This window comes from Pseudoalteromonas sp. NCIMB 1079 (genome assembly GCF_040567695.1).
Lineage (GTDB): Bacteria > Pseudomonadota > Gammaproteobacteria > Enterobacterales > Alteromonadaceae > Pseudoalteromonas > Pseudoalteromonas distincta.
The window spans coordinates 48,517-73,605 of sequence record NZ_JBEWZA010000002.1 but is presented as its reverse complement, the minus strand read 5'-3'; the positions used below and the strand labels follow the sequence as shown (position 1 = coordinate 73,605).

19 protein-coding genes are annotated in these 25,089 nt (G+C 39.0%); 9 read left to right on the top strand and 10 right to left on the bottom strand.

The features are described from left to right. Positions 1 to 68 precede the first annotated feature (68 nt). Entirely contained in the window at positions 69 to 2,339 is a 2,271-nt protein-coding gene (locus tag ABX891_RS17155; protein ID WP_354630192.1) for a DUF262 domain-containing protein, read from the top strand. Between the two features lie 37 nt (positions 2,340 to 2,376). Here ABX891_RS17155 and ABX891_RS17150 read toward each other — a convergent pair whose 3' ends face one another. Genes ABX891_RS17150 through ABX891_RS17140 form a run of 3 tightly spaced genes read right to left on the bottom strand, consistent with a single transcriptional unit; the run spans position 2,377 to position 5,421 of the window. After that, a complete protein-coding gene (locus ABX891_RS17150; RefSeq protein ID WP_354630191.1) occupies positions 2,377 to 4,416 on the bottom strand; it encodes a DNA phosphorothioation-associated putative methyltransferase in 2,040 nt (679 codons plus the stop codon). A 3-nt stretch (positions 4,417 to 4,419) separates the two neighbouring features. Beyond that, a complete protein-coding gene (locus ABX891_RS17145; protein WP_354630190.1) occupies positions 4,420 to 5,256 on the bottom strand; it encodes a DUF6997 domain-containing protein in 837 nt (278 codons plus the stop codon). Next, positions 5,257 to 5,421, bottom strand: a complete 165-nt coding sequence (locus ABX891_RS17140) for a hypothetical protein (RefSeq protein ID WP_197192627.1) — start codon at positions 5,419 to 5,421, stop codon at positions 5,257 to 5,259. A 1,103-nt stretch (positions 5,422 to 6,524) separates the two neighbouring features. Here ABX891_RS17140 and ABX891_RS17135 point away from each other — a divergent pair. The 5 genes from ABX891_RS17135 to ABX891_RS17115 all read left to right on the top strand — a co-directional run bounded on the left by ABX891_RS17135 (position 6,525) and on the right by ABX891_RS17115 (position 11,628). Then, entirely contained in the window at positions 6,525 to 7,010 is a 486-nt protein-coding gene (locus tag ABX891_RS17135; protein WP_354630189.1) for a hypothetical protein, read from the top strand. Between the two features lie 2 nt (positions 7,011 to 7,012). Further along, positions 7,013 to 8,146 carry a DUF1570 domain-containing protein gene (locus ABX891_RS17130; RefSeq protein ID WP_502936060.1) on the top strand — a complete coding sequence of 378 codons (1,134 nt, stop codon included), beginning with the start codon at positions 7,013 to 7,015 and terminating at the stop codon, positions 8,144 to 8,146. Positions 8,147 to 8,418: 272 nt separating this feature from the next. Beyond that, a complete protein-coding gene (locus ABX891_RS17125) occupies positions 8,419 to 8,745 on the top strand; it encodes a helix-turn-helix domain-containing protein (RefSeq protein WP_029753647.1) in 327 nt (108 codons plus the stop codon). Continuing rightward, entirely contained in the window at positions 8,729 to 10,117 is a 1,389-nt protein-coding gene (locus ABX891_RS17120) for a HipA domain-containing protein (protein WP_354630187.1), read from the top strand. Before ABX891_RS17125 ends, ABX891_RS17120 begins: the two co-directional genes overlap by 17 nt. Positions 10,118 to 10,533: 416 nt before the next feature. After that, a complete protein-coding gene (locus tag ABX891_RS17115; RefSeq protein ID WP_354630186.1) occupies positions 10,534 to 11,628 on the top strand; it encodes a Fic family protein in 1,095 nt (364 codons plus the stop codon). A 173-nt stretch (positions 11,629 to 11,801) separates the two neighbouring features. Here ABX891_RS17115 and hepT read toward each other — a convergent pair whose 3' ends face one another. The 5 genes from hepT to ABX891_RS17090 all read right to left on the bottom strand — a co-directional run bounded on the left by hepT (position 11,802) and on the right by ABX891_RS17090 (position 18,087). Further along, complete coding sequence (gene hepT, locus ABX891_RS17110) at positions 11,802 to 12,227, bottom strand: type VII toxin-antitoxin system HepT family RNase toxin (RefSeq protein ID WP_149603437.1); 426 nt, start codon at positions 12,225 to 12,227, stop codon at positions 11,802 to 11,804. Beyond that, positions 12,220 to 12,609, bottom strand: coding sequence for a type VII toxin-antitoxin system MntA family adenylyltransferase antitoxin (gene mntA / locus ABX891_RS17105; protein ID WP_002962075.1), 390 nt, complete (start codon positions 12,607 to 12,609; stop codon positions 12,220 to 12,222). The genes hepT and mntA overlap by 8 nt, the downstream gene beginning before the upstream one ends. A 351-nt stretch (positions 12,610 to 12,960) precedes the next feature. Next, entirely contained in the window at positions 12,961 to 14,460 is a 1,500-nt protein-coding gene (locus tag ABX891_RS17100) for a phospholipase effector Tle1 domain-containing protein (RefSeq protein WP_354630185.1), read from the bottom strand. A 95-nt stretch (positions 14,461 to 14,555) separates the two neighbouring features. Beyond that, a complete protein-coding gene (locus ABX891_RS17095) occupies positions 14,556 to 16,646 on the bottom strand; it encodes a cupric reductase (protein WP_354630184.1) in 2,091 nt (696 codons plus the stop codon). A gap of 136 nt (positions 16,647 to 16,782) precedes the next feature. Further along, on the bottom strand, positions 16,783 to 18,087 hold the full coding sequence (locus ABX891_RS17090) for an NAD(P)/FAD-dependent oxidoreductase (RefSeq protein ID WP_354630183.1): 1,305 nt from the start codon (positions 18,085 to 18,087) through the stop codon (positions 16,783 to 16,785). A 246-nt stretch (positions 18,088 to 18,333) separates the two neighbouring features. Here ABX891_RS17090 and ABX891_RS17085 point away from each other — a divergent pair, with 246 nt between their 5' ends. From ABX891_RS17085 to ABX891_RS17075, 3 genes are all read left to right on the top strand, one after another. Then, entirely contained in the window at positions 18,334 to 20,262 is a 1,929-nt protein-coding gene (locus ABX891_RS17085) for a RecQ family ATP-dependent DNA helicase (RefSeq protein WP_354630181.1), read from the top strand. A 45-nt stretch (positions 20,263 to 20,307) separates the two neighbouring features. Then, the gene (locus ABX891_RS17080; RefSeq protein ID WP_002962790.1) at positions 20,308 to 20,616 is read left to right on the top strand and encodes a YkgJ family cysteine cluster protein; all 309 of its coding nucleotides are present in this window, start codon (positions 20,308 to 20,310) and stop codon (positions 20,614 to 20,616) included. A gap of 204 nt (positions 20,617 to 20,820) precedes the next feature. Then, positions 20,821 to 21,999 carry an IS4 family transposase gene (locus tag ABX891_RS17075; protein ID WP_165745053.1) on the top strand — a complete coding sequence of 393 codons (1,179 nt, stop codon included), beginning with the start codon at positions 20,821 to 20,823 and terminating at the stop codon, positions 21,997 to 21,999. Here the strand turns inward: ABX891_RS17075 and ABX891_RS17070 are convergent. Both ABX891_RS17070 and ABX891_RS17065 read right to left on the bottom strand, forming a co-directional pair. Next, positions 21,975 to 23,285 (bottom strand): IS4 family transposase, encoded by a 1,311-nt coding sequence (locus ABX891_RS17070; protein ID WP_354629160.1) that lies wholly within the window; start codon positions 23,283 to 23,285, stop codon positions 21,975 to 21,977. The two genes, ABX891_RS17075 and ABX891_RS17070, sit on opposite strands and share 25 nt — an antisense overlap. A gap of 127 nt (positions 23,286 to 23,412) precedes the next feature. Next, positions 23,413 to 25,032 (bottom strand): methyl-accepting chemotaxis protein, encoded by a 1,620-nt coding sequence (locus ABX891_RS17065; protein WP_354630180.1) that lies wholly within the window; start codon positions 25,030 to 25,032, stop codon positions 23,413 to 23,415. Positions 25,033 to 25,089: the final 57 nt, after the last annotated feature.

Sequence of the window (25,089 nt, the reverse complement as noted above, 5' to 3'; positions counted from 1 at the left end):
GGCCATATAAAAAATAAAGAAAAAGTGAGGTTAAAACTTTTTATCCCCTCACATATTTAAGGAAAAAAATGAAATTAAACGATGTTTTTGAATCAACACCTAAGTCTGTTCATGAAGTAATTTCAGAAAGTGGGACGTGTTTTCATATTCCGGAATATCAAAGACCTTATTCTTGGAATGAAGATAAGGTAAGTCGTTTATTCGATGATATAAAAGCTGGCTGTTCTGTTCTTGTTGAGCATGATGATGCAATTACTTTCTTAGGTACGCTTTTAACTGTCGATGATTATAAAGGTACATCTTTAAGTCCTGAACTAAAGGCAGAAAAACCCCCGAAAACAAGACTTGTCATTGATGGTCAGCAAAGACTTACGACACTTACTCTTATATCTACAAGACTTTATTTAAAATTAAATCAATATCTTAATGAGTTAACAGATGTCACTAATACTTATAATGACGATAATGAAGCTGGGGGATTTTGCGAGGAGATAAATAAATTTTCAGATAACTTATATAACATTGTTGCTGGTCTAAGGTTTTTTTCTAAAGATACTAACTCAAGAGATAAATATAATCGTTACTATCCACTGTTAAGTAGGTCTGGAGAAGATACATGGTCGAAACAAAAGAACCAAGCGCGCTATAATTCAGCTATTGCTGAATATATTCATAAAGTTACAAAAGCAACAGTAGATGATGATTTTCATGTCTTGCCATCGGCTGCAGACACGACGGTATCAGCTAATTTAAAAGTGATTGATCAAGCACTAATGCAGATATCAAATGGTTACATTTTCAATAATGAAGTTGTCACAGATTTATGTACTATAGATTTTAGAAATTACCAACAAGAAACCTTTTTTGATATTGGTGATTTACCTAGCCTACTCAAATCAGATTTTTTAACTGATAAAGATGTTAAATTAGTTAAGGAGGCTATTTACTTAAGTGCGTTCTCCTCCTATTTGTTGTACAGAACATGTTTTACTTTTGTAAGTGTTAATAACCTTGACTATGCATTCGATATGTTTGAAGCACTGAATACAACGGGTGAACCTTTAACCGCTTACGAAACATTCAGACCAAAAGCCATCCAATTTTTTCATAGTTTAAAAGAGCGGTCGTTAATAAACGAGGACAAAGAGGGGCGAAAATACTTAGGCATAGTAGATGGCTATTTAAATTCAATTTCTGATGCAAATAAGAAAAATGACGCCACTAAAAAGTTGGTTGAAGTCTTTTCTTATGCGAAATCAGGAAAAAGATGCGGGACTCACATATCTCAGCAAAGAAGGTATCTAATTGATAGTTTTTCTGCATCAGATGATAAACTTAAATATTTACAGCAGCTTGCTGATACAGCTGAATTTTTATTTTCTATTTGGTATTCTTCAGATGAAACGATTGTTTCTCAATGTGTCGATTCTCTTGATCAACAACAAGAATTTAAGCTCTCTATAGGTTTATTGAAATCTACGGGACATGAAATTGCACGCCCTTTTTTATCAATAGCTTATCACTATTTCAAACAAGAACGTAACACCGCTAAATTCAAACTGTGCACAAAATTACTTGCTGCATTTTGGACTTTAAGAAGAGCTGGTACAGGGGGCACTGCTGGCATAGATAGTCGGTATAAGGAGCTATATTCTGGCTCAGCTTTAGCTGACAAAGTTACTTTTGACTTCCCTATATTAGATCGAATATCTGAGATAAGTCACTTCTTTCAGCAAGATATTTCAAACACTTTCTCTGGAAAAAACACAACCTTCGACATTGATTCAACAAGAAAGGATTGGTTAAAAAAATCAATTAAAATACAACAATACGCAACAGGGAAACAACTAGGTATTTGTCGTTTATTATTATTAGCTTCTATGCATAATATGGCTATAGATCCAGAATGTAGTTGGAAAACGGTACAAGGTAAAGAGGGTTGTAACCCAACGTTAAGCTTTTATAATTGGTCTGAATTCCTAGAGAATAGCAAGATTCAATTTACCATTGAGCATATTGCTCCACAGCAACCGAAAGATTTTGATTGGGATAGCAGCCTAGATGATGGCGAGCTGATTAATACGCTTGGTAATTTAGTGATCCTAACGAGAGGAGATAACTCTGAAGCTTCTAATAATTCATGGCTAACTAAACAGGCACTTTATAAAGAGCTTGCTATTAAAAAAAGCACCACTGGTATAGTTCGAAACTATAATCAATTTATTCAATCAGTTGCAAATGCTCCTGCATGGCGTACGGATATTATAGTCGAGCGATCAGAAAATCTTTTAAATAATAGTTGGAATAATTTAATTAATTGGTTAATTGTTAAGAGCTGATAACTAAAGATTTGAAAGCTAGACAAAAATTCAGTACTCAAGGAGTACTGAATTGGTATAAATGATAACCCTCGATCTTCAAGTTTACCTGACTTAAAAAAGCTAAAGTTTGGGTATAAGTTAAATTCCTATATCCAAGATCTAACTTATTTAGTTCTTTCAAAAGGCGTTTATTAAACGCCTTTTGCTTTTTATAATCATCAAAAGTATCATCAATATAATCAATTTTGTTAAGAAGTAGTGGACGCTTTTCCTCAATAATGTAATCAAAAAAGTCTACATCTTGATCTGCCATTTTTATTTTTACACGCTCTTTTAGACGCGGAAGAGGGGAATCATAAAATCCTTCATAACCAAGGAGTGTTACCTTACCTGAATGTATGTGAATTTTTATAAGCTGAATATCATCAAGCTCACCGTACATTTGTAGTGCTGCGCCTATATACACGCGAAGTACTAGCGGTAGCAGGGTTATAAAGTCCTTATGAAGCGTTAGTGAGTGTGGTAGCCCATTTTCAAAGTCGACTTTACTCGCGGGTAATATTTTCTCTGCTTCTAGGGACAGTGATTCGATTAATGCACTATCCGCTATTTGAAAAAGCAGCTCAGTGGCTTGGTGCTGCGCTATTTTATAAGTGTCGAAGAATGCTTTTATGTCGCGCTTTAAATCATCAGGTTGTTGGGCGTAAGGCTTTCGCTTTTCAAACATAGCAAGAGCAAAGTAAAGGAGTAAATCTTCTTTACGCATTGTTTCGGCTGTTTTTAGCTCATCTTCTTCAAACCATTTTAATACAAGTTGCAGGGCTTTTTTATTTGAACCAATGACTTCTTTTATTTTGTCACTTTGCGCAAACTCATTGCTTGCTGGGCAGCGGCCAAGCGTTAGGCATGTTAACCAAAACGATTCAAAAAGTTGCTGGTGTTGTGTAAATAAAATTCGCGCCTGTTCTTCATTAACAGGTTCTGGCGCTGTTAGGTGCTGCCATTTATAAGCACGTTTATGACGGTTTTGTAAAAAGTGTTGTTCAAGTTGCTTATCTTTAAATATATAATAAATACCAGGGGCAACAGCAATGGCGTTTTCGTCAACGCTCATTTCTATAAATGCCTTAAGCTCTGATTGCGTGTAGTATTTTTGAAAGGTATTACGACTCGTAATTACGCCATCTTTATAAGGTTGAAACTGACTTATCAGCGTTTCGTTTCCGAGCATTGCTGATACAACAAGTAACTTTTGTGAAAGCTCCCATGCACCAAGTAACGCTTCTATTCGCTCATCTCTGTCTTCTATTACATTAATTACAAAACCAATGTTAACAATGTCAGAAATAACTTTATCAGCGTCAGGGCGGTAATTTAAATCCCAGCCTAATGCATCTATTCCATGGGCTTCGAGTTCGCGCAAGTCGTCGCCTCTGCCGCATCCATAATCAAATATTGAATAGTCGCCATTCAAAAAGCCATTTTTAGCGAGTGTTTTTAAAGGAGCAGAAAGCTCGTGCCGCACAATGGCCGTTAAATGCCTGTCTATTGTTTTATCATCATCAGGGCTTTGTACAGCAGAGCTTCGAAATAAACGACCATCAACTAGCTCATATCCTTTTTTAGCAATTAAACGCTCCCACGAGCCTTTAAAACCGATCATACGGGTATTTTCGTATAGACCCGCTTGTTCGCCCTCTGCAGTTAGATCACAAAATAATTGGTAAAACTTACTAGCTGGCGAAATCATGGTTTCTTTTCTATGCAAAATAGGCGGGTTTTCGCTGTTATCGTACTTAGTGATTTTATGACTAAGCTTTGCTAGATCTACAGTTACGCTTTGTTTAAGCGCGGGGTATGAATCATCATAAAAGGTTGGGTAGCTTAATAGCGAGAGCCTAAAGTCGTTTTTAAATAGCTTTATAAGATCGTAATCGGCTTCATCAACCTTTAAAGCTTGCGCAACAACTTTAATAAATTTAACTAAATCGGCAGGTGCATCTGCAAATGCATCTTTATGGAAATAGATTGCATCAGGTAGCTTTTTTGCTATTTTTACTTTTTTTACAAGTTGCTTAAATTGCTCTGCGTTCATAGTTTAATAATTTGCTAAATGTAGTGCCTGCACTTTACAGGGGCTCAATGTATCCAAACTATATAGTTCATCTTGTTGATTTACAATGCAAGGACACTCAGCAATATAAAAGTTGATACCATTTTTTGTTTTTATACTTCTCAAGTAAACGGGAACTATGGGCATAGATGAAGGAAGCTTTTGTAATAAGCTTAAACTAGGGTAAAGCAATTTGTGTTTTGCTAGTGAATCAAACTTATCGCCATGTTTTGCTTCAATCACAAATAAGTGTTCTTTACCGTCTCGCTTAGCAATAAATACAGCATCGATTTCAACTTGGCCATTTATATGCTCAAGGATAACGTCTTCGTTAGCGAGTGGCTTAAAGCTAAACGTGAATGTACTTTGCCCCGTTGCTGGCACTACTATAGTTTTGTCTTCTTTTAAGTTAAGTGCTTCAGCCATTAACCCTGATGCTATAGCTAGATTAACAACGGAGGTTTCAGTAACTTTAGGCAGGAGCTGAAATGCAAATAAACTTCTTATTGATACGTTCGGTAAAAATAGTTCAGGTTGTAATTGGCCAAACAGTGCTTGGTCATTAAAAAAGAAATCGTTTACATCATTTGATTTTACAAGTGAAAAATAAGTTTGATTATCGCCCAAGCGAGAACCAAGCCTTAGCACCATTGTATTGTGATCTCGTAAAATTGTTGGCAGTTTTTTTATCGAATCTATAGATATTGATGCTGCAGTATTGGCTTTTAAATTATTGGTACTTAAATATTTTTGAAAGCCTTGGGGAGGAGTCACTTTTTGTTCTTTGGCTTGCATTTTTTGTAGTAAATCGTGAAATATCACTTATTCATCCTTGATTTCAAAATAATAAAAGTACGCACGTCCGCGTTTTTCAAACTTAAGCTCGCCACGTTCCCGACGATGCATTAACTCACAGTCTGATATTTTTAAGAGCTTCATCGTTTCTTTGCTTGAAAACCACTCACCTTGTTGTTTTTGGTTAGCCATTTAAGTTACTCAAATTATGTATAAATTTAATATACCTAACTCTAAGTCCATCGACAAATTTAGCTTAAACGCTACAGCTAAGACATCCCCCCGTGATCACATCCGAAATTTAATTAATGATGAGTAATTAACAGCATGGATGCTGTTAAAAGCGTAGCTTGGCCAAGGATGGCCTATCTACGATGGTTACGTTCATATCATTAATTTAAATTGAGGAAATAGTGTGATCCTCGGGGCGTCGTGGGTGACGAGTGACCGAAACGAAGTTTCGCAGCGTGAGGAAGTGGAAGCATGGATGCTGACAGGAACCCAGCTTCAGGGATGAATTACTTGCAGCAGAGTGAACTTTGAAAACCGTACGCCCCTTGGTTGCCATCGCCAATGCGATATTTGTAAATTCAATTTAAAAGCTTCGCTTTTCGCGCGAGCAAGCTGAGCGCCTACAGCAAATTTTAAGAACGCTGCTAAAAAATTTCCCCCGTGCTCACATCCGAAATTTAATTAATGATGAGTAATTAACAGTATGGATGCTGTTAAAAGCGTAGCTTGGCCATGGATGGCCTATCTACGCTGGTTACGTTCATATCATTAATTTAAATTGAGGAAATAATGTGATCCTCGGGGCGCCGTGGGTGACGAGTGACCGAAACGAAGTTTCGCAGCGTGAGGAAGTGGAAGCATGGATGCTGACAGGAACCCAGCTTCAGGGATGAATTACTTGCAGCAGAGTGAACTTTGAAAACCGTACGCCCCTTGGTTGCCATCGCCAACGCGATATTTGTAAATTATTTTAAAAGCTTCGCTTTTCGCGCGAGCAAGCTTCGCGCCTACAGGTGTTTAGGTGAGCTTTGCTTGTTGATTGAGGTAATGAGCTAGTTACTAAAGAGAAAGCGCGATGTAAAATCGCACCTACGCTTTTGTTGAGTGCGGTGGTTTAATTACTGTAGGTCAGGTTTTATACCTCGCGGGTGCTTTATAAAAACCAGACACAAGATGCACTCCCACCCACAGCTTTAATTTTTGCTTTTTGGATTAGTAATGTTGATGTGTTTTTTCACATTTATAGGTACACTATTTTAAAGTTTTAATTCAGGGAATGAATAATGATTAAATGGATTTTACTGGTATTTATTAGCGTATTTACAACTTTTCCTCAAGCTGGTGAGGCTTACACACAAGCCCAATGCGATAGCATTAAAAAGCAGCGCGAAGCTATTCGCTCTCAATTTAGAAGTGGCTACAGTAATAAAGAAGGTGAGCGTTTAACTGCACGCGATAAAGCGCTATTTACATTACTTGCTAATCACTGCAGTAAGCCTAAAAAGAGTGGTAGCGCTTATCAGGCTACTTCTCCTACCCCAACTCGTACGCCTAATAGCAATTGGTTACTCAATCAAAAAGTATCAAACATGTCTTTGCACAGCGATAGCTATAAAGATGCCGCTAAGCTTGATGCTTGGTCAAAATTTTATAAATTGCCCAAACGTTGCCGTAAAAAAGGGATGGAGTCGGCCGACTTTGTATGGTGTAGTGAGTATCGGGGTAAGCAAAAAGAGTTGTTTGAAGCACAGTGGCAAGGGCGCCCATAAAGATATTTAAAACAAAATTGCGCGTGGTGTTTGTATTTTTTGTGCTGCTAATTGCGTCGGCGCTCATTGCTAATCATTTTACTGGGCGGGTATTTAATTATTACGATCCTATAGGCGAGGTTAAACGAATTTATAATAGTTTATCGACGCAGTTAGCTACTGAACCGTTAGCAACTAAACAGCTCAAAAATGTAAGCACAACAACTTTACAAAACGCATCAGTACCTGCCGATAACCATTTATCGCAAGCTAACAATACTCGCTGCGTGGATGTGTCGTTGGGTAAGGTTAAATATAAACGAAGTGGCGATATATTTACGTGGACAGACAGTGACGGTGTACCGCATTTTAGTGATAAAAAACCGGATTTTGCGGTAGCAACTTACGATACTGGTTTTATTGAACCGTTAGATTACTTTGATCTCACTTTAAATACGCCTAATTTACCTTCGTCATTTAACCAAGAGTTACGCATAAAACTCATTACTGTATTTAAAGTATACGGGCAGATTATTGGCGTGCATGCACATAAAAAGGTAAAGCTTAATTTAACGGTATTGCCTACGCGCCGCGCTTATGAGGCCGCAATAAAGCAACGCAGTGCTGACCCTACAAATACTGCTGGTATGTATTTTCACGCGAGTAATTCTGCTTTTATTCATTATGATAATGCACACAGTGCAATGCGAACTGCGGTACATGAAGCAGTGCACGCCATTAATAAAGCAGTTTTAGGTTACACCCCGAGATGGTTTAATGAGGGGTTTGCTGAATACTTTGAGCTTACTAAAAATAATATGCAAACAGCTATTGTTGAGTCGAATAGTTCATGGACGAAAAATAACAATATTACTAAAAGTGTATTTTCGATTGATTCGTTAGTGGGTTTGGATGACTCATGGAAAAAAGGTGACATCAGTAAGTTGTATGCAAGCAGCTGGGCTGCAATTTACTTTTTAATGGATACTCAAGCAGGGAGAGCGTTACTTAAGAATATAATGCTTGCTGAGCAAGAATTCCTCTGTAATAAGCTATATGAAAGGCAATTAAAAACGATGATGTATAAGCAATTTCCTAATCTTAATCGTGAATATTCTCAGAGGTTAAAAAAGCCTTTAAAAGCGCATATATTTTAAATAAGGTAAAAATTTAAAAGCTTCGCTTTTCGCGCCAGCAAGCTTCGCGCCTACAGGTGTTTAGCTTGGCTATTAAGCTCAAAATGTCATTAACTTTCCATAAGTAATTTATGTTTTACTTATGGGGTTGTGTTTTATTTTACTGCCTATAAGTAAATTGGGATTTACTTATAGGAAGTAAATATACGCTCAAACTTAAAAGTAAGTTATATTTGACTTTTGGGTGGGCTACCCTAAAATAAATTGTATAAGTAAACTATAGTTGACCTTTAATGAGTGAATTACCAGCAAAAAAAACACTTGGAAGAGTTGTTAAACGCACTGAAATGCCTGATCTATCAAAGCCGTTTTCGTCGGTGCGGCTCGCTAAAGCGATTACTTCAAAGCGAACTGGCATGAAGCTTACACTGGTTGATGTATCGCAAGCACTTAATATTTCAAAGCCTACGCTGATAAAAATAGAAAAAGGTGATGTGAATGTGCAGTTTTTTAATGTACTCAAAGTGATGGAATACTTGGGGCTGTCGTTTAGCCTTGTCAGTGATGACGAGTCGCACCACAATAACAAGGATGAGGTGAGCGATGAGCAGTGGTATTAAAAAAAATAGCTTAGATGTATTTATTGGGCATACGCAGAAGATAGGTGCGATAACTCTTGATATAGGCTCTGAAAATGAAATTGCATTTACCTATGAGCCTGAGTGGATTAATAAGGGTTTTGCTATTTCACCACACTTACCGCTCAATGGTGATTTTGACTCACGTGATGTGCGTAATTATTTACAAAACTTATTACCCGAGGGCAAAGGTCTTGATGAAATTATAAGTAGTACTACTATCTCTAAAAATAATACGTTTGGTTTGATTAAAGTAATTGGCGAGGAAACGTCAGGCGCTTTGTCGTTTAGAGCAAGTAACAGTACTTTAAAGCAAACATCTTTTCGTGAAGTAACTAATGATGAGCTAAGCCAAAAACTTAAACGCTTTGTACAAGTTGGAGAGTCAATTACTCATTGGGATGGCCGAACTCGGCTCTCTGTTGCTGGCGTTCAAGACAAACTAAACCTACTCGAAATCGATAGTAAATTAGGATTTGGTGAAGGGGAGCTATGCTCTAATAAAATTTTTAAATTTGAAACAGGTACCGCGCCTTTCATTGCAGTAAATGAACTTTTTACCATGCTTTTGGCAAAAGAGTCGGGGCTCAATGTTCCCCATGTTGAGTTGCGTACTTACGCAGATGTAAGAGTATTTGTAATAGATCGTTTTGATAGGCGCGTTACACAAGATCAAAGCCGTGTATTACGTCGTCATATTATTGATGGTTGCCAAGCCACTAATTTACCTCCTTCTTATAAATATGAGCGTCAGCATGGTGATGATGGGGATGGTATTTATATTAGAGATGGCGTTTCTTTTGCAAAACTATTTAATGTTAAAACAACGAATGTACAAGCGTATGAGGCTCAGCTTATTCGTTGGATGACATTTAATATTTTAGTACGTAATTACGATGCTCATGGCAAAAACATTAGTTTTTTTGTTGGCAAAAATGGTTTAGAGCTTACGCCGTTTTACGACTTGGTAAATATAGAGGCTATTATTGAGCAGGGAAGCATTGACCGTGATATGGGCTATTTACAGCCCAAAATATCAAGGTGTTATGCTATGTCAGTGGGTGAGCATAATTCGCAAAGTGCAGGCAATTTTACTAATGAGATTACAGCTTACATGTTAGCTGATCTTGCTGATGAATTTGCTATTTCACTACCACGGATGCAACTACTTATGAGTCAAACCGTTGACTCTGTATTAGCCGCAATTGATACTGCTAAAGTTTCTGCTGTTAAAAATAACTTGTCTACTGCTGAATTAGCACACATTGATTTGTGCATAAAAATAATTAATAAAGCTGCAAATAAGCTGAGTGAGCAAATAATACAAATACCAAATATGGATGCATTTATTTAAACATTAGAAAATAAATACATGCATTTTGAGTAAGTAATTCATATTTTGGTTGTCAGTATCAACGCGATATTTGCAAATTAAAATTAAAAGCGAGAGATAAATTCCGGCTTACAATTTAAAAGCTTCGCTTTTCGCGCGAACAAGCTTCGCGCCTACAGGTGTTGAGCTTGGCCTTATTTAAAAGCCAAAGCACGATATGAAATCGCACCTACGCTTTTGTTAAGAGTGGTGTTTACATTAATGTAGGTGAGGTTTTATACCTCGCTTATAAATGGATTGTTTTTACCATTGAAAAATGAATTATTGTTCTGTTTAACGCTTAAAAGTAATGAGGCAATTAACTATTATATTCGCCTCATTGTATGAGGCAAATAAATAACATAGACTGAAGCTAATTACCTTTAGGACTAAAGACTATGTGGATATGGCAACTGCAAAACTGGCCAAACTTTACGTGGGATGCTGCAGCGCTTGCTCCTTTACTAAGGGATCTTTCATACAATCAAGGTTTATTAGTAGGGCGTATGGGCGTGCAAAGTGCTCAACAAAAGCAGCAAGCCCTTGATACTTTACTTGCAAATATTATTCACTCCAGTGCGATTGAGGGTGAAAAGCTTAATGCATTTTCGGTTCGCTCTTCTCTTGCTAAAAAGCTCAATATTAATGAGCAACCTTACCCAACAACTGTGCAAAGCGATAATCTTGCAGAGATTATGCTTGATGCAATAAATAACACAGACTCACCGCTTAATTTAGAGCGAGTGCTTAATTGGCATCGCTTATTGTTTGCAGGTGAGCAAAGCTTATTTACTAAAATTGAGGGCGGGCAATTGCGTGGTGACGAGCCAATGCAAGTGGTATCGGGGCGCTTAGATAAACCGGTATTACATTTTACGGCGCCTCCTAAAGAGCGAGTAAATAAAGAGCTTTCGCTATTTTTTAACTGGTTTAACAAAACGCAAAACGAACCTCAAATAGATCCTTTTATTCGGGCAGCTATCGCACATTTATGGTTTGTAACAATATATCCACTTGAGGATGGTAATGGGCGTATTACACGCCTTATAACCGACCTGGCATTAGCGCAAGAACATGCTGAGTCAATTCGATTTTACGCTATGTCGGTGGCTATTTTAGAAGACAGAAAGAGCTACTACGAGGTGCTTGAAGCCACTCAACGTGGAGATCTTTGTATTACAAAGTGGGTTAAATGGTTTTTATGTACGCTTAATAATGCGATACACCACACGCTTAATAATATTGAGCAAACAATTTTTAAAACCAATTACTGGGCAAGTAAAGATCAAACAAAGCTAGGTGAGCAGCAAGTAAAAGTGCTTAATAAGTTACTTGATGGCCAATTTGAACAGGGTATTAGTGCTAGTCAGTATCAAAAGGTAGCTAAGGTTAGCCGTGCAACCGCAACACGCCATTTATCGGACTTGCAAACGCTTGGATTTTTAACAAAAACCGCCGCAGGTGGGCGTAGTACACGTTACAAAATTGCCTAATGAGGCAATTCAAATACCTATTCGCCTCACTGTGTGAGGCGAATAGGTATTTGAATTGTTGTAGGGGAGGTTTTATACCTCGCGGGTGTTTTTATAAGAGCAAAGCGCGATGTAAAATCGCACCTACGGTTTTGTTCAGTGCAGTGGTTTAATTATTGTAGGTGAGGTTTTATCTATGAATCTTTGTTTAGCTCTGTAATCGCTTTAATACTAAATGCGTGCATAGTTGTGTAGTGTTGCTTTTTAATGATTGTTTTAACGATACTTTGGTCAATAGTTAAGTAATCGTGAACAAGAGCATTTCGTAAGCCTATAATTTTACGCCATGACAGTAGTTCTGCCTCGCTCAAAAAGCCCAAATTAGTAAGTTCGCTAAATGTTTGATAGGCGTTGCTACTGGTACTACTTTTGTGCTGCTTTAGCCAATGCTTTGATAAACCAATACACACCTCGGTCATTAACTGTAGTAATCGCTCTGCAGCTCGGTAGTCTCTACTATTAAGTGAATCGATTTGACTGAGTTCGTCGAGTTCTTGCATATATTCGTCAATATGGCGTGTTACTTCACTTAAATAAAGTGTAATTCCGGTATCAGTCATGTTTACTCGCTATGGTTTCAAATTCGAACTGGCTATATATACGCTGCTGCTCTTTCATCGCTCTAACACTATTATTGCTTATAATTATTTTTCCATATTCAATAACGTTGAAAGCTAAATAACTTGGAATAATATTTATATCAACAATCGAAATAAGTTGTTCGTTAAGATTAAGTGCATTACTTATTTCAAGCTCAAGCTCTTTTGGCCTAAGGCGCTTATCGAACGATTCCAGATCAAAGTTTTTAAATGCTATGGCTAAGTCAATGTCACTATGAGGCTGAGCTGTCCCTTTTGCATGGGAGCCATATAGCCAAACTACATCAATGTCGGTGTTTTGATGTAAATACTCAATTATTTTTTGTATAACTTCATTTGCCACGAAAAAGTAACCATTGATAAAAACAGTAATAATAACCTATCAGTTTTATAGTGAACATTAAAACTGATATTTGTTTTATTTAATTTAAAAGCTTCGCTTTTCGCGCGAGCAAGCTTTGCGCCTACAGGAGTTTAGGCGGGCTTTGTGGTGTTTGAATTATTGTAGGTGAGGTTTTATACCTCGCATGGTGTTTTTTATAATGCCAAAGCGCGATGTAAAATCGCACCTACGGGTTTGTTGAGTGTGGTGTTTGAATTATTGTAGGTGAGGTTTTATACCTCGCTTAATGTTTTTATAAAGCCAAAGCGCGATGTAAATTCCAGCCTACAATTTAAAAGCCTCGGTTTCCTCTTATTCCAACCACGTTACTTTCACTTTTATTTTTCCGGCATTAGCGCCATAAAAGCGGCTTAAGTCGTTTGCAAATGAGCAAAACTCGCCAGATTTATCCATTTTAATATCGGCGCCGTTGGCTATTTCAAAAAGGTGGTCGTCGTTTTTATTTATAGCGCCAATAAGTGAAAACCATTGTGCACGAGGGAATCGTCTAAATGGTTCAAGCACAGCCATGGGGATTTCTTTTACACCAAGTTGTACGTTATCGCGGTTCCAGCCTAATGGCGTGCACTTTATGCCATCGTCAAACCAGTATTGATTTGGATATGGGGTAAAGCGGTACGTAGCGCCTTGCTCTAGCATGAGCCCGGTTGCGTTGTATTGCTCAGAGGCAAATACCATTACATCTTGGCTTTGGTTAATGCTCAGCACACTCATGTTTTGATTAGCCAGTTCTATATGTTGGCTTAAACCAATAAAACTGAGCGTGGTGTTGTCGTTGTAGCTAATTTTGTAATGCAGTTTTTTAAGCGATTCAGGGCGATAACTGGTTAGCTTATTAATACGTTCGGCTACGCTGTAGTGCACTAAAGGCTCAAGGTTGCTGGCTTCGTCATCAATTAATACATAACACTGCCTATCTACTAATTTAAAAAATGGGTTAAACCAAAAGTAATTTTGTTGATGGCTTAATGCGAGCGGATCGGGCGTTACGGTTACGTCATCTTGTGCTACTAAGTTGCTATCGGGGAGTAGGGTTTCGTAATCTATATCGTGGCTAGTGAGTAACGAAATATTAAGCGGTTGTTCTATTAACCACTCAAGTGCATAGCGCAAGCAAATATCGGCTAGGCCATCGCGGTAGTAACCGCCGCCAATGTCTGAATGCGCACCTGCAAACCATAGCTCGGTAATATTGCTTTGATGGTTCATGAGTGTGGGTTCAAAGGCGCGGCGTTTTTCGTCAAGGGCTACGCAGTGCAGCGCGTGAGTAATGTTGTTGGCAATGGTGTGGTTTTCAAAAATAACGTGCTCTGCGCCGCGTGTGGCTTTACTTACTTTTGATAAGCCAATAGAGGCGACGGTATCAAACACACATACGTAAACATTATCAGCAATTAAAGGCTCTAGGATTTTGGCAAAACGCCTAGCAAGTGCACCGCCTCGGCTAAAACCCGTTAGCAGTATGGTATCGCCTATTAGGTAGTGAGCTTTAAAGTCGCTTAATGCTTGATTTAAAATACTGGCTACGTCGTCACCACGAGGTGCTAAGGTTTGGTTTAAAATACGTTTAAGGCGGCTGCCTTTAGTGCCAATACCTTGATAATAAAAACTGAGTTGATTAGCAAATGGAGTAACGGGGGAGTCTTCTAATTTACCGCCAAGTAGTAAATGCAGTTTTAGAATGTTGGTAATATTAGAGTCTTCTTTAAAATGATCAGAGCTAAATTGCTCTGCATCACGGGGTTCGTTTCCTGTGCCGTCAAAGTTAAAAATTAGCGTTTTACCCGTCATAACCCAATTTCCTTAGTTGTTTTAAATACTCTACACAGACAATGTTAAAAATTAAAGACAATATTCATCAAGTAATGGCTCGCCTGTTATGTAGATCAGTGATTATTAAAAATATAGTGATTTAGCTCTGTGCCCTCAGCGGGTTTTAGTGCAGGGTTAAGTTGTACTAACTGCTGATAAACTTCAGGATAAAATGTTTTTAATCGGGCAACGCGAGAAAAGTGGTTTGGTTCAAATTTTTCTACAAGCTGCAACGCTAAAGGGACCATTGGGCTCAACTCACCTTGGGTGTAGCTTTGTTCTAGCGCTAAGTCGAGTATATCTACGCCAAGTTTACTGGGAACAGTCGGTATTTTATTATCAATTAGAAATTGGACTACTTCGACAGAAGATGATGCAGCTTGTATATAAACGTCGCGTCCACGTATATCGGTAATCGAAAAATCAAAACCAAGTTGTGCAAGTTCTTGCCATTTTTTTAGTGGAAACCAGCTTAGTCTAACCAAATCCTTTGGAGGGACGGGTAGTGTTCGGCTATTCCAAATAGGAACTAAGTCATATGGATTTTCAAGTAACCTAATAAATAGCACGTTTGTTTCTGTTTGGTTTAGTGGAGTTGTTTGGCTGTATTCAAGTGCTTTTTGAAATTCTTTTTTAGCTAAATACTCACGAAATACATTATCGCTTCTATCTGAAGAGGTACGACCGGCAAGAGTGTTCCACCAATAATTAACTAAAACAGGGTCTATATCTTGTAATACGTCTTCAAAGTTGCTGCCATATTCTTTTTCAATTTCGCGAACTTTTGCGTAAGCGTCTCTATCTTGTATGAGCTTTTGGGCTGCAAATAGCTTCTTTGGTAGTTGACTACAATTGCTTGAGTATGAATTTAGTTCTTCTTTTTTAAGTTGTATTTCTTGTAAAAATTGAGATATTTCAGAATCATCGGGCTCACTCACTTGTGGCAATGTGGCGTTGTCTATTTTACCAATAGGGCTAAAGTAAGCATATTGCTCAGGGTTTTCCTGCCCATTAATATAGGCGCCTTGCTGGTAAATAAAATCACTTACAAAAGAAACGCCTTTGCCATTTAGGTCGTCATTAGCATTGCCGCTATGAGCTTTATAGCCCTGCTCTGTGAGGTAGTCCAACATTTGAGTATGCTTTGCATCTAAAGGGGCTGGCGTTAAGTTACCACTTCTAGGCAGGTTTACTATTGCAACATCTAAACCAGTAAATAAGCCAGGCCGATTGGTTGGTGTTACGCCTAGTTGTTGTAGTGCTTTTACAAGCGGTAAATTAAACTGGCTTACGGCAATATCAGCCATGTTATACAAAACAGAATTTTCTTCGTACAACGGCATAGCATCCAGTGTAGGCACCTGCTTCATAAGTGCAAAAATATATTCATTAGGAATGTTGTTTTTAATTGCAGTAGCTAACTCATTAACTGTAAATTGGTTAGATGAAATTGCCTGCTCAAACTCTTTTGGCGTAAATTTATTTGCATTAAGCACAAACAATGTCGCCGGGGAAATAACTTCACTGCCCTCAAGTTTAATAAACGTTTTAGAGTAAGTGGTAAATGTATCAGTGTTGTTTAATAAAGCATAAAGGGTTTCTTTTTGTACATTTTCATCAAGGGGTACACTTAGAGTAAGTCCTGGAGGGCTATGCTTATTATCTCCAAGCTGTTGAATCATTTCTTTTACTTTTTCATTGGTGAAGCCTTTAATTGCCTCAATGCCTTGCCAATTAGCTAATTCGTCTAAAGAGCTAGTAATACTAAGCTGCTGCTTTTGCTCAGCAACTATGGCATCTCTTAAAAAGGCAATATATTGACGCTTATAGATTCCTGATAGGGTTGCATACTTTAAAAGCGTGGGGACCGACGTCCCTTTTTTAAGCTCACTCACAAAAAATGAAACAAGCGATTGGTTTAAATTATTTATTTTTATATGTTGTTGCTGTGATTGATCTCTACAAAGGCGAATATCTTTTTTTAGATCTGTGACTATTCTTAGCGGTGTGCCTTCTACGGGCTGCTTTTTATTAACTAAATTAGGCTCAGTGGCATTTGGTGCAGCCACGTTGGTCTGCTCTACAGCGGCTGTGTTAGGCTGGGTTTTAAATAGATATACTGCCAAAGCCGCTATAATTATAAGTCCGAGAAGTCGCTTTTTCATAACCGCCAATCCTTTGATGTTATTAAAATATTCTCACATCGTACTACTTTAGGTACGCAAAGTGCAAAAAGCCTTAATAGATAATACTTATTAACTCTTAAAGCTTTTTAGTGGTTTGCTGAGCGTACTTAATTTATTAGTGCAATTTCATTTTAGGGCGCACTACACGCAGCACTTTTTCGCTTATCCATAATGCAAAGGTTTTTGCGCTGCCGTGTATGGCGCGTTGGTGCATACGGTATAAAGATATATACATAAAGCGGGCAATTTTACCTTCAATAAAAAAGGTATTGCTGGTTAGGTTACCCATTAAGTTACCCACGGTGCTATAGCTCGATAAGTTAACCAGCGAGCCATGGTCGCTGTATTTAAAGCCGCGTAGTGGTTGCTGCTTTAATGTTGCGATAAGATTTTTTTCGACGCACTGCGCCATTTGATGCGCCGATTGTGCGCGTGGCGGTACTTGCTTGCCATCCGCTTGGGTAAATGCGCAGCAATCGCCTAATACAAAAATGCTTTCGTCTACGGTGCTTTGTAAAAACTCGTTTACTTGAATTTGGTTGCTGCGAGTAAGCTCAAAAATACCTAAGCCTTTAATAAAATCAGGTGCTTTTACGCCTGCCGCCCACACCATAATATCGGCATCAATGTGTTCTTCGTCTTTGGTGATAAAACCCTGTGAGGTGCCTTCTTTTACTTGCGTTTGCTCGCGCACGTTTACGCCAAGCTTTAATAGCTCGCGTTTGGCACTTACGGCAATACGCTCTGGTAATGCAGGTAAAATACGTGGGCCGGCTTCTATTAAATGAATATGCAAACGCTTAGACGACATATTTGTTAAACCATAAAGCTTTAATAGCTCAGACACATGATAAAGCTCAGCTGAGAGCTCAACACCGGTAGCACCGCCGCCTACAATGGCAATATTAAGTGATTGCTGTTGGTTATCGTCTTGGTGAAGACGTGTAAAGCTATCTAGTAATGAATGCTGAAAGCGCTCTGCTTGTTGGTTTGAGTCTAAAAAGTAGCAGTGATCTTTTATACCTGGGGTATTAAAGTCGTTACTTACGCTGCCAATGGCAATGACTAGGTGGTCGTAGCGCACGGTGCGCTCGGGTAAAATTGTGTGGCCTAGCTCATCTAAAAGTGGTGCAAGGGTAACTGTTTTATTGCTTTGATCTATATTGCAAAAAGTACCAAGTTGAAAGTTATAGTGGTGTTTTGCAGCATGGGCTGAATACACAACGCCATCTAAATCGGGGTCAATAGAGCCTGTCGCTACTTCGTGCAATAACGGCTTCCATATGTGGGTACGGTTTTTGTCTATTAGTAGAATTTCAGCTTGTTTTTTCTTTCCTAATTTATGACCTAATTGCGTTGCGAGTTCTAATCCGCCAGCACCACCGCCAATAACGACGATTTTAGGTGTAGTAATATTCATAACGTTGCCCTCAAAAATAATATACCCAAGTGATCTGTATTTTTATTAGTTTTTTAAGATGACTTGGGTATCAATAAATTATTTTGGCAACAAGCAGTTACTACTCATTTTATAGTGCTCTATTTTGCGCTTAAATAAAGGTGATGTCAGCAAAAAATGCTGAATAAAGGCATATAAGTTATACTCACTTTCTTATGGTTTAGCTGTGCAGTTAAATTGCTGTTAAAAACACCGAAAAGGACATTTATGACCACGCCACTAATTCAATCACTTGAGCAGCACTTTGGTTTTAGCCAATTTAGAACAGGGCAACAACAAACTATAGAGCAGCTTTTAAATGGTCAATCGTCGTTGGCTATATTTCCGACCGGTTCGGGTAAATCGTTGTGCTATCAATTAACTGCGTTGCATTTACCAAATTTAACGTTAGTGGTTTCGCCTTTACTTGCATTGATGAAAGATCAAATTAGCTTTTTAAATAGCAAAGGTATTTATGCGGCTAGCCTTGATTCGAGCCAAGATCAAATGCAAAGCAGCACCGTAATGAATGATGTGCGAAATGGTAAAATTAAAGTATTAATGGTGTCGGTTGAGCGTTTTAAAAACGAGCGTTTTAGAGAGTTTATAAGCCAGGTGGCGCTTTCGATGTTAGTGGTAGACGAAGCGCACTGTATATCTGAGTGGGGCCATAACTTTAGACCCGACTACCTTAAACTGCCACGTTACCGCGAAGAGCTTAATATTCCTTTAGTGTTGTTACTTACGGCAACGGCCACTAAAAAAGTAAAACGCGATATGGCAGAGCGCTTTGCTATTGCGCCTGAGTGCATTGTGCAAACGGGCTTTTACCGTGCTAATTTAGATTTAAGCGTGCTGAGTGTTAAAACCGCCGATAAAAACACCGAACTTGCCAATATTGTACGTGCGCAAAATGGCCCTGGTATTGTGTATGTAACGCTGCAGCAAAGTGCCGAGCAAGTAGCAAACACATTGGGTGCGCAAGGTATTCATGCTGTTGCTTACCATGCGGGGCTTGAAGATACGCTACGCTGGCAAATTCAAGATGACTTTATGAGCGGTAAAATTAACGTAGTGGTTGCAACCATAGCCTTTGGTATGGGCGTTGATAAATCGGATATTCGCTTTGTTATACATTACGATTTACCAAAATCGATTGAAAACTACAGCCAAGAAATTGGCCGTGCAGGGCGCGATGGCAATCCATCAAACTGCTACACGCTTGCTAACCTAGACGGCCTAAATACGGTTGAAAACTTTGTATATGGCGACACCCCAGAGCTTAGCGGTATCGAATACGTAATTAACGATATTCGCCAAAGCCACCAGCAATGGGAAATGCAAGAATACAGTCTTTCAAGCGAAAGTAATATTAGGCAACTGGCACTTAAAACCTTACTCGTACAACTAGAAATGCAAGGCGCTATAACGCCGCAATATGCCTACTACGCCGATTTTAAATACAAATTTTTGGTTGATAAAAACGAGCTACTAAGCCAGTTTGACGAGCAACGCCAAGGATTTTTAACACAAATATTTAGCCATACCGATTTTAAAAAAATATGGGGCACGCTTAATTTTGACTCCCTTACGCAAGCCGCGCAGGTTGATCGAAAACGCGTAGTGGCAGCCCTTGATTACCTAGCCGAAAAAAACCTAATAACGCTCGAAACCAAACGTATTACCCAAGTATACAAAGTGCATAGCGAGGTTATAAATAACCCAGAACTTGCCCAGCAACTTCACGACTACTTTAGTGATAAAGAACAAGCCGAAATTAAACGTATTGCTGCACTGGTACGCTTTTTTGAGCTACAAAGTTGTTTAAGCTATAACTTAGCGCGCTATTTTGACGATCAAAATGCACCACAGCAATGTGGGCATTGTAGTGTGTGTAGAGGCCATGTGGTTAAGCTTGAATACTCTATAGAGCCTGCTTATATTGACGAGCAACTTATTTATCAAAAAGTGGATGAGTTTTTAGCGCATATGGCAGACAAAGGTAATCATAATGTGGGTATTGAAACCCAATGCCGCTTTTTAGCGGGGATGAGTGTGCCATTATTTGCGCGTAATAAAGTGCGCCAATTGAGTGGTTTTGCACTGTGCGAGCAAATGCGTTACAGCGATATTAAAGCAAAACTACTAGCGCGTTAAATTAGTTACTGTATCCTAGTGGCTTATTCAAAAAAGTAAGCCACTATGCCTCATATTGTTATTCCTGTTGAAAATATTTCTACTACCCCAGAGCCTGTTACGTGTGCTAACTGCCAAGCCTGTTGTTGCCAATTAGAAGTGCGAATAGTAACCGACACCGGCGTGCCATTTAACTACATTGAATACGATAAATGGGGCAGCGAAGTAATGAAACGCGCTGACGACGGTTGGTGCCAAGCACTCGACCGCAATACACTTATGTGCTCCATTTACGAAAACCGCCCATTAGTTTGCCGCGAGTTTGAAATGGCCTCAGACGAGTGTATTACCGAGCGCGATTTAGCGGGTATATAGTCCGCTATTATTAAAGTACATAAACAACAAAGGGGCTTAAAAGCCTAATGCCAGTCAGTTAAGCTGACTGGCATTTTTCTTTTTATGGGGATACTTAGATGGTTTTGGCTTAACCCATCGGGCTGACGAATCCCCAAAACGTGACAGGCACAGCAATTTATGATCTTATGTAAATCACCACAACCCACATAAGTCACAACTGCTATGCCTGAGACATCAGTTTGCCATAAGTACTTTAAACATGCATTAGCGCCATTCAATAATGCCAGAGTAAAAACATTACTAAGCTGCAGTAATGCATTAATTTCGGGCAATAAACTTACCTTAACTGAAATCGGCAGAAATTTGTCTGGCGCTGTGGATGTAAAACATAAAATAAAACGCGTTGATCGCTTCTTAAAAAATACTCACCTCTACAATGAAAGGGTCGCTATCTATGAAGCATTAGCTCATCCTATTATTGACTCTTTACCCATGCTTGCAATTGCCGTTGACTGGAGCGGTGCCTGTGGTCACGACTATCACTTACTGCGAGCAAGCTTACTTGTGGATGGGCGCTCTATCGTGATTTATAACATGATTGTTGAGCAGAAGGATTTTGATAGCCCAGCAACCAACAGCCTGTTTTTAGATGAACTTTATGAAGTGCTTGGACGACATCCTAGTGTCTATATTGTAACAGACGGCGGCTTTCTTACGCCTTGGTATAGTAAAGTACGCGAACTTGGTTGGCATATGATAGGTCGATTAAGAGGCTCAATGAAGTGTAAACTAGCCATGCAATCACAATGGCATACATTAAAACAACTTAGGGCTGGTGCCAGCGATATACCTAAGGCGTTAGGTCAAGCACGACTAACTCAGTCCAGCCCGACAGCATGCGATGCATTTTTACACGTATATCATGGAAAAAATAAAGGAAGAAAAGGAAAAAGCAGATTTACGAAAGATACAAAAATGTATCAAAACTTAGCTAAAGAGCCATGGTTACTCGCGACATCAGACAATACAATGACGAGTAAGCGAGTAGTTGGTTTATATAGTAAAAGAATGCAAATAGAGCAAAATTTCCGCGATGACAAAAGTTTGAGATATGGTTTTTCGTGGCGTTTTAGTAAAAGCACCGGCATAAATAGAATAGGAATATTATGCTTGATAGCCACAATAGCGAGCACTGCGTTATGGTTTATAGGGTGTGAAGCGGAAAAAAGAAAGTGGCATATAAAATTTCAAGCAAATAGCGTTAAGAATCGCCGAGTTCTTTCATTTTTAACCTTAGCCAAGCAAGTCATAAAGCTATGTAAGAGACGTATTACACAAAGCTATATAGAAAAAAGTTTAAAAAACTTTATTTTGAATTACGAAAAAGAGGCCGCTGGATAAAGTGGGGATCCCTCAGCCCATCGGGGATATCTTCTATCCTCTCGTCTAGCTGGAAGCTTAAATAAGACCAGTGTATTGAGTAAGTGCTGCCAGTGTATTGGAATGTTTCCTGGGCTCATTATAGATACTGACGAGAAATACTGAATGACAGCCATCGAACTGCTAGAGAAACTAAGCTGGTTAGGCCATATCCCTGTGACTGTCGCCGCCATCGTCATTATTCTTCGTATTAAATTATAGGCGAGTAACACGCCCCATAGCTCCTGACGTACCATGTCAGGGCGCTTACTTCTTAAATGGTATGCGCTATCAAGCATGGTTTGTTTGATTTCTCTAAACCCAAGTTCTATCTCCCAACGATGACAATATAATTCAACAATTTCATTACCTGGATAACGCAATCTATCCGTCATCGAGGTTAATATACGGTAGCTTTTGCCCTTTATTGTTTTGCTGATTAATCTCGCTTTAATCGTTTCAGGAACATCGGGAAAGTTTTTTTGTGCATGCTTTGTTGTTTTCAATTCAATGATATGGTCATTTTTACCCGCGCTGGAGATGATTTCATACTGTAAGTCGGGCCTTGCTGGTATCAGCCAGTGCCTCATCTTCCCAGTTTGGTGCCAACGATTTAACAGGCCTAAAGAATAATATCCTTTATCAAACATAGTCAGTGAATTATCTGGTGTACGTTCAATTAAACGCTCAGCTAATTTCATCTCGTTGGTTTTATAGTTATCAAACTCGCTACTGAGCAGTTGATGGCTGGTCAATTCCATATGACAGACCATGCGTATTTGAGGAAAGGCTGTATCACCGTATTGGTTGCTACCTGAAGAGAAGGCTTTACGATTATCAGGCGTGTCGGCTGTTCGCCACACAACACCGTCAACAGCTAATAGGTTCAAACCATTCCATGTTTCGAATGACTGTTGCTTATACATTGATTGAGCAGATTTATTGAAAACGTGTTTAACGGAATCATCACCTAACCTTTGTCTCGCCTGTACCATCGCACTTGGAGCAACGAGTGGGTTCTTGCCAGGTAACATGATATCTAGCTTATTAGCGATATTCCAAACTGATTCTTTTCGAAACAATGCCATGCCAATAACTGACCACAAAACGGCTTCAAGCGGTAATCTTCGCTTACGAACGGTTGCAATCCCTGCTTGTTGAAAGCCTTGTTCAATGATTTCAGGGTCAAGAATTTCTGATAATTTTTCAAAGGTATGGTATCGGCTGCTTTCTTCAAGTGTTGCTTGCAGTGCTTGTTCTATATTCACAAAAAAAATCCGTAGTTAGTTTCCTAACTACGGATTTTGCATGATCGTTTGGATCGGTCAACCGGTCATTTTCTTAACTGATCGGCATTAGCTTAAAAGCCCCTTTGTTTATTACTTACTATAAAAATTAAACTTTAAAGTAGCTAATATACTTTTTAAGCGTGTTTGAAAGGTCAGTTAATGCAACGGCTTCTTGTGCGTTACTGTTAAGCGACATGCTGGTTTCTTTAGACATACTGGCAATCTCTTCAACGCCGGTACTAATTTGCGCCACGGTGGCTACTTGGTTTGATGTTGATTCAACAATTTCAAGCACGTTACTTAATGAGTCGTTAGCTTGTTGCTGTATTTGATGCAGTAACTCGTTTGCCTCATGGGTAAGCGTTAGGCCATTTTCTACTTGCGGTACTGTGGTTTCCATAGCTGTTACCGACGCTTGCGTGTTTTCTTGTACTTGCAAAATCATCTTCTCAATGTCGCCTGTTGCATCACCAGTACGCTGGGCAAGCTGTCTTACCTCGTCAGCTACAACAGCAAAACCACGGCCGGTTTCGCCTGCTCTTGCAGCTTCTATTGCCGCATTTAGTGCAAGCAAGTTTGTTTGATCAGAAATACTGCGGATCACACTTAAAATATCGCCAATGTGTTTTACATGTTCTTGCAAAACATTTACTTGGGTAACGGTGGCTTTTACGGTTACTGAAATTTGCTCAATTTCCGCCGCTACTTTTTGCACTGCAATACTACCTTGCTGCGATAATTGTGCGGTTATTTTTGAGTTATCTTCTGTTTGTTTAACAGAGCCTGCAACAGCATTAATACTGCGGCTCATTTCTTCTAGGCTGCTTACTGCCGAGTTTGTATAGGTTACTTGTGCGTCAGCGGCACTAAGTGCTTGCTGCGAGCCAGACGCTACGCTTGCAGAGTGAGTAGAAAGCTCTTCAGATGAGTTAATAATGCTATCTACAATGGCTTTTAATTTAGATTGCATAACCCCTACAGAAGCCATCATGCTATTTGGGCAACACGACTGTACATCACCTCTTAAATCGCCTTGGGCAATAAGGGCAATTACTTCGGCGGCTTCTTGTGGTTCGCCACCTACAGACTTTCTGATCAGTTGGCTAATAACATACGCAACGCTTGCACCTATTAAAATTGCAAGCGCGGTGAGCGAAATCATCCAAATTTCAAATGAACTGGCAATATCGAGAGTATCAATAGTGGTGGTTTGATTTGCTTGCTCTTGCAGATTTATAAATTGGTTTATAACATTTAGCCACTGGGTAAACGCAGGGCGCGCATCGGTTAATAAAATGTGTTTAGCTTCGTTTAGGTTTCCTGCATTTTTAGCGTTTATTACACCTTGAATAAAAGGCTGAGTACGCTGCTCTATTTGATTTATTTTATTAACTAAAGCGCGCTCTTCACTATTCATATCACCCATTAGCTTAGCCATAGCGCGGCTTGACGTTTGGTAAAATGCGTTTAGCTCTTGTATGTTATTTAACACGGTACTTAAACTGCTTTGCTCGGTAATTAGCACTACGTCGCGCACGGCTATTGCTCTGTCGTGTACGCTGCCTCTGAAGTTAATTGCGTAACGTTGCTTTACCGAATTTACGTCGGTCATGTGGGTAATATTATTATTAATAAGGCTAACGCGCGAAATTCCAATAATGGTTAAAATAATCATCATTGATAAAATTACGCCAAAGCCGGTCGTTAAACGCATGTTTATGGTCATGGTTGATCCCAAGTGTGAGTCAATACGCGCAAAAGCAGCTTGTATTATTAGTGAAAA

What these genes read in the sequence shown, in the direction of transcription:
- ABX891_RS17155 (WP_354630192.1), top strand. Translation starts at nt 69, where the DNA reads ATGAAATTAAACGATGTTTTTGAATCAACACCTAAGTCTGTTCATGAA.
- ABX891_RS17150 (WP_354630191.1), bottom strand. Translation starts at nt 4,416, where the DNA reads ATGAACGCAGAGCAATTTAAGCAACTTGTAAAAAAAGTAAAAATAGCA.
- ABX891_RS17140 (WP_197192627.1), bottom strand. Translation starts at nt 5,421, where the DNA reads ATGGCTAACCAAAAACAACAAGGTGAGTGGTTTTCAAGCAAAGAAACG.
- ABX891_RS17135 (WP_354630189.1), top strand. Translation starts at nt 6,525, where the DNA reads ATGATTAAATGGATTTTACTGGTATTTATTAGCGTATTTACAACTTTT.
- ABX891_RS17125 (WP_029753647.1), top strand. Translation starts at nt 8,419, where the DNA reads ATGAGTGAATTACCAGCAAAAAAAACACTTGGAAGAGTTGTTAAACGC.
- ABX891_RS17120 (WP_354630187.1), top strand. Translation starts at nt 8,729, where the DNA reads ATGAGCAGTGGTATTAAAAAAAATAGCTTAGATGTATTTATTGGGCAT.
- ABX891_RS17115 (WP_354630186.1), top strand. Translation starts at nt 10,534, where the DNA reads ATGTGGATATGGCAACTGCAAAACTGGCCAAACTTTACGTGGGATGCT.
- hepT (WP_149603437.1), bottom strand. Translation starts at nt 12,227, where the DNA reads ATGACTGATACCGGAATTACACTTTATTTAAGTGAAGTAACACGCCAT.
- ABX891_RS17100 (WP_354630185.1), bottom strand. Translation starts at nt 14,460, where the DNA reads ATGACGGGTAAAACGCTAATTTTTAACTTTGACGGCACAGGAAACGAA.
- ABX891_RS17095 (WP_354630184.1), bottom strand. Translation starts at nt 16,646, where the DNA reads ATGAAAAAGCGACTTCTCGGACTTATAATTATAGCGGCTTTGGCAGTA.
- ABX891_RS17090 (WP_354630183.1), bottom strand. Translation starts at nt 18,087, where the DNA reads ATGAATATTACTACACCTAAAATCGTCGTTATTGGCGGTGGTGCTGGC.
- ABX891_RS17085 (WP_354630181.1), top strand. Translation starts at nt 18,334, where the DNA reads ATGACCACGCCACTAATTCAATCACTTGAGCAGCACTTTGGTTTTAGC.
- ABX891_RS17080 (WP_002962790.1), top strand. Translation starts at nt 20,308, where the DNA reads ATGCCTCATATTGTTATTCCTGTTGAAAATATTTCTACTACCCCAGAG.
- ABX891_RS17075 (WP_165745053.1), top strand. Translation starts at nt 20,821, where the DNA reads ATGCCTGAGACATCAGTTTGCCATAAGTACTTTAAACATGCATTAGCG.
- ABX891_RS17065 (WP_354630180.1), bottom strand. Translation starts at nt 25,032, where the DNA reads ATGACCATAAACATGCGTTTAACGACCGGCTTTGGCGTAATTTTATCA.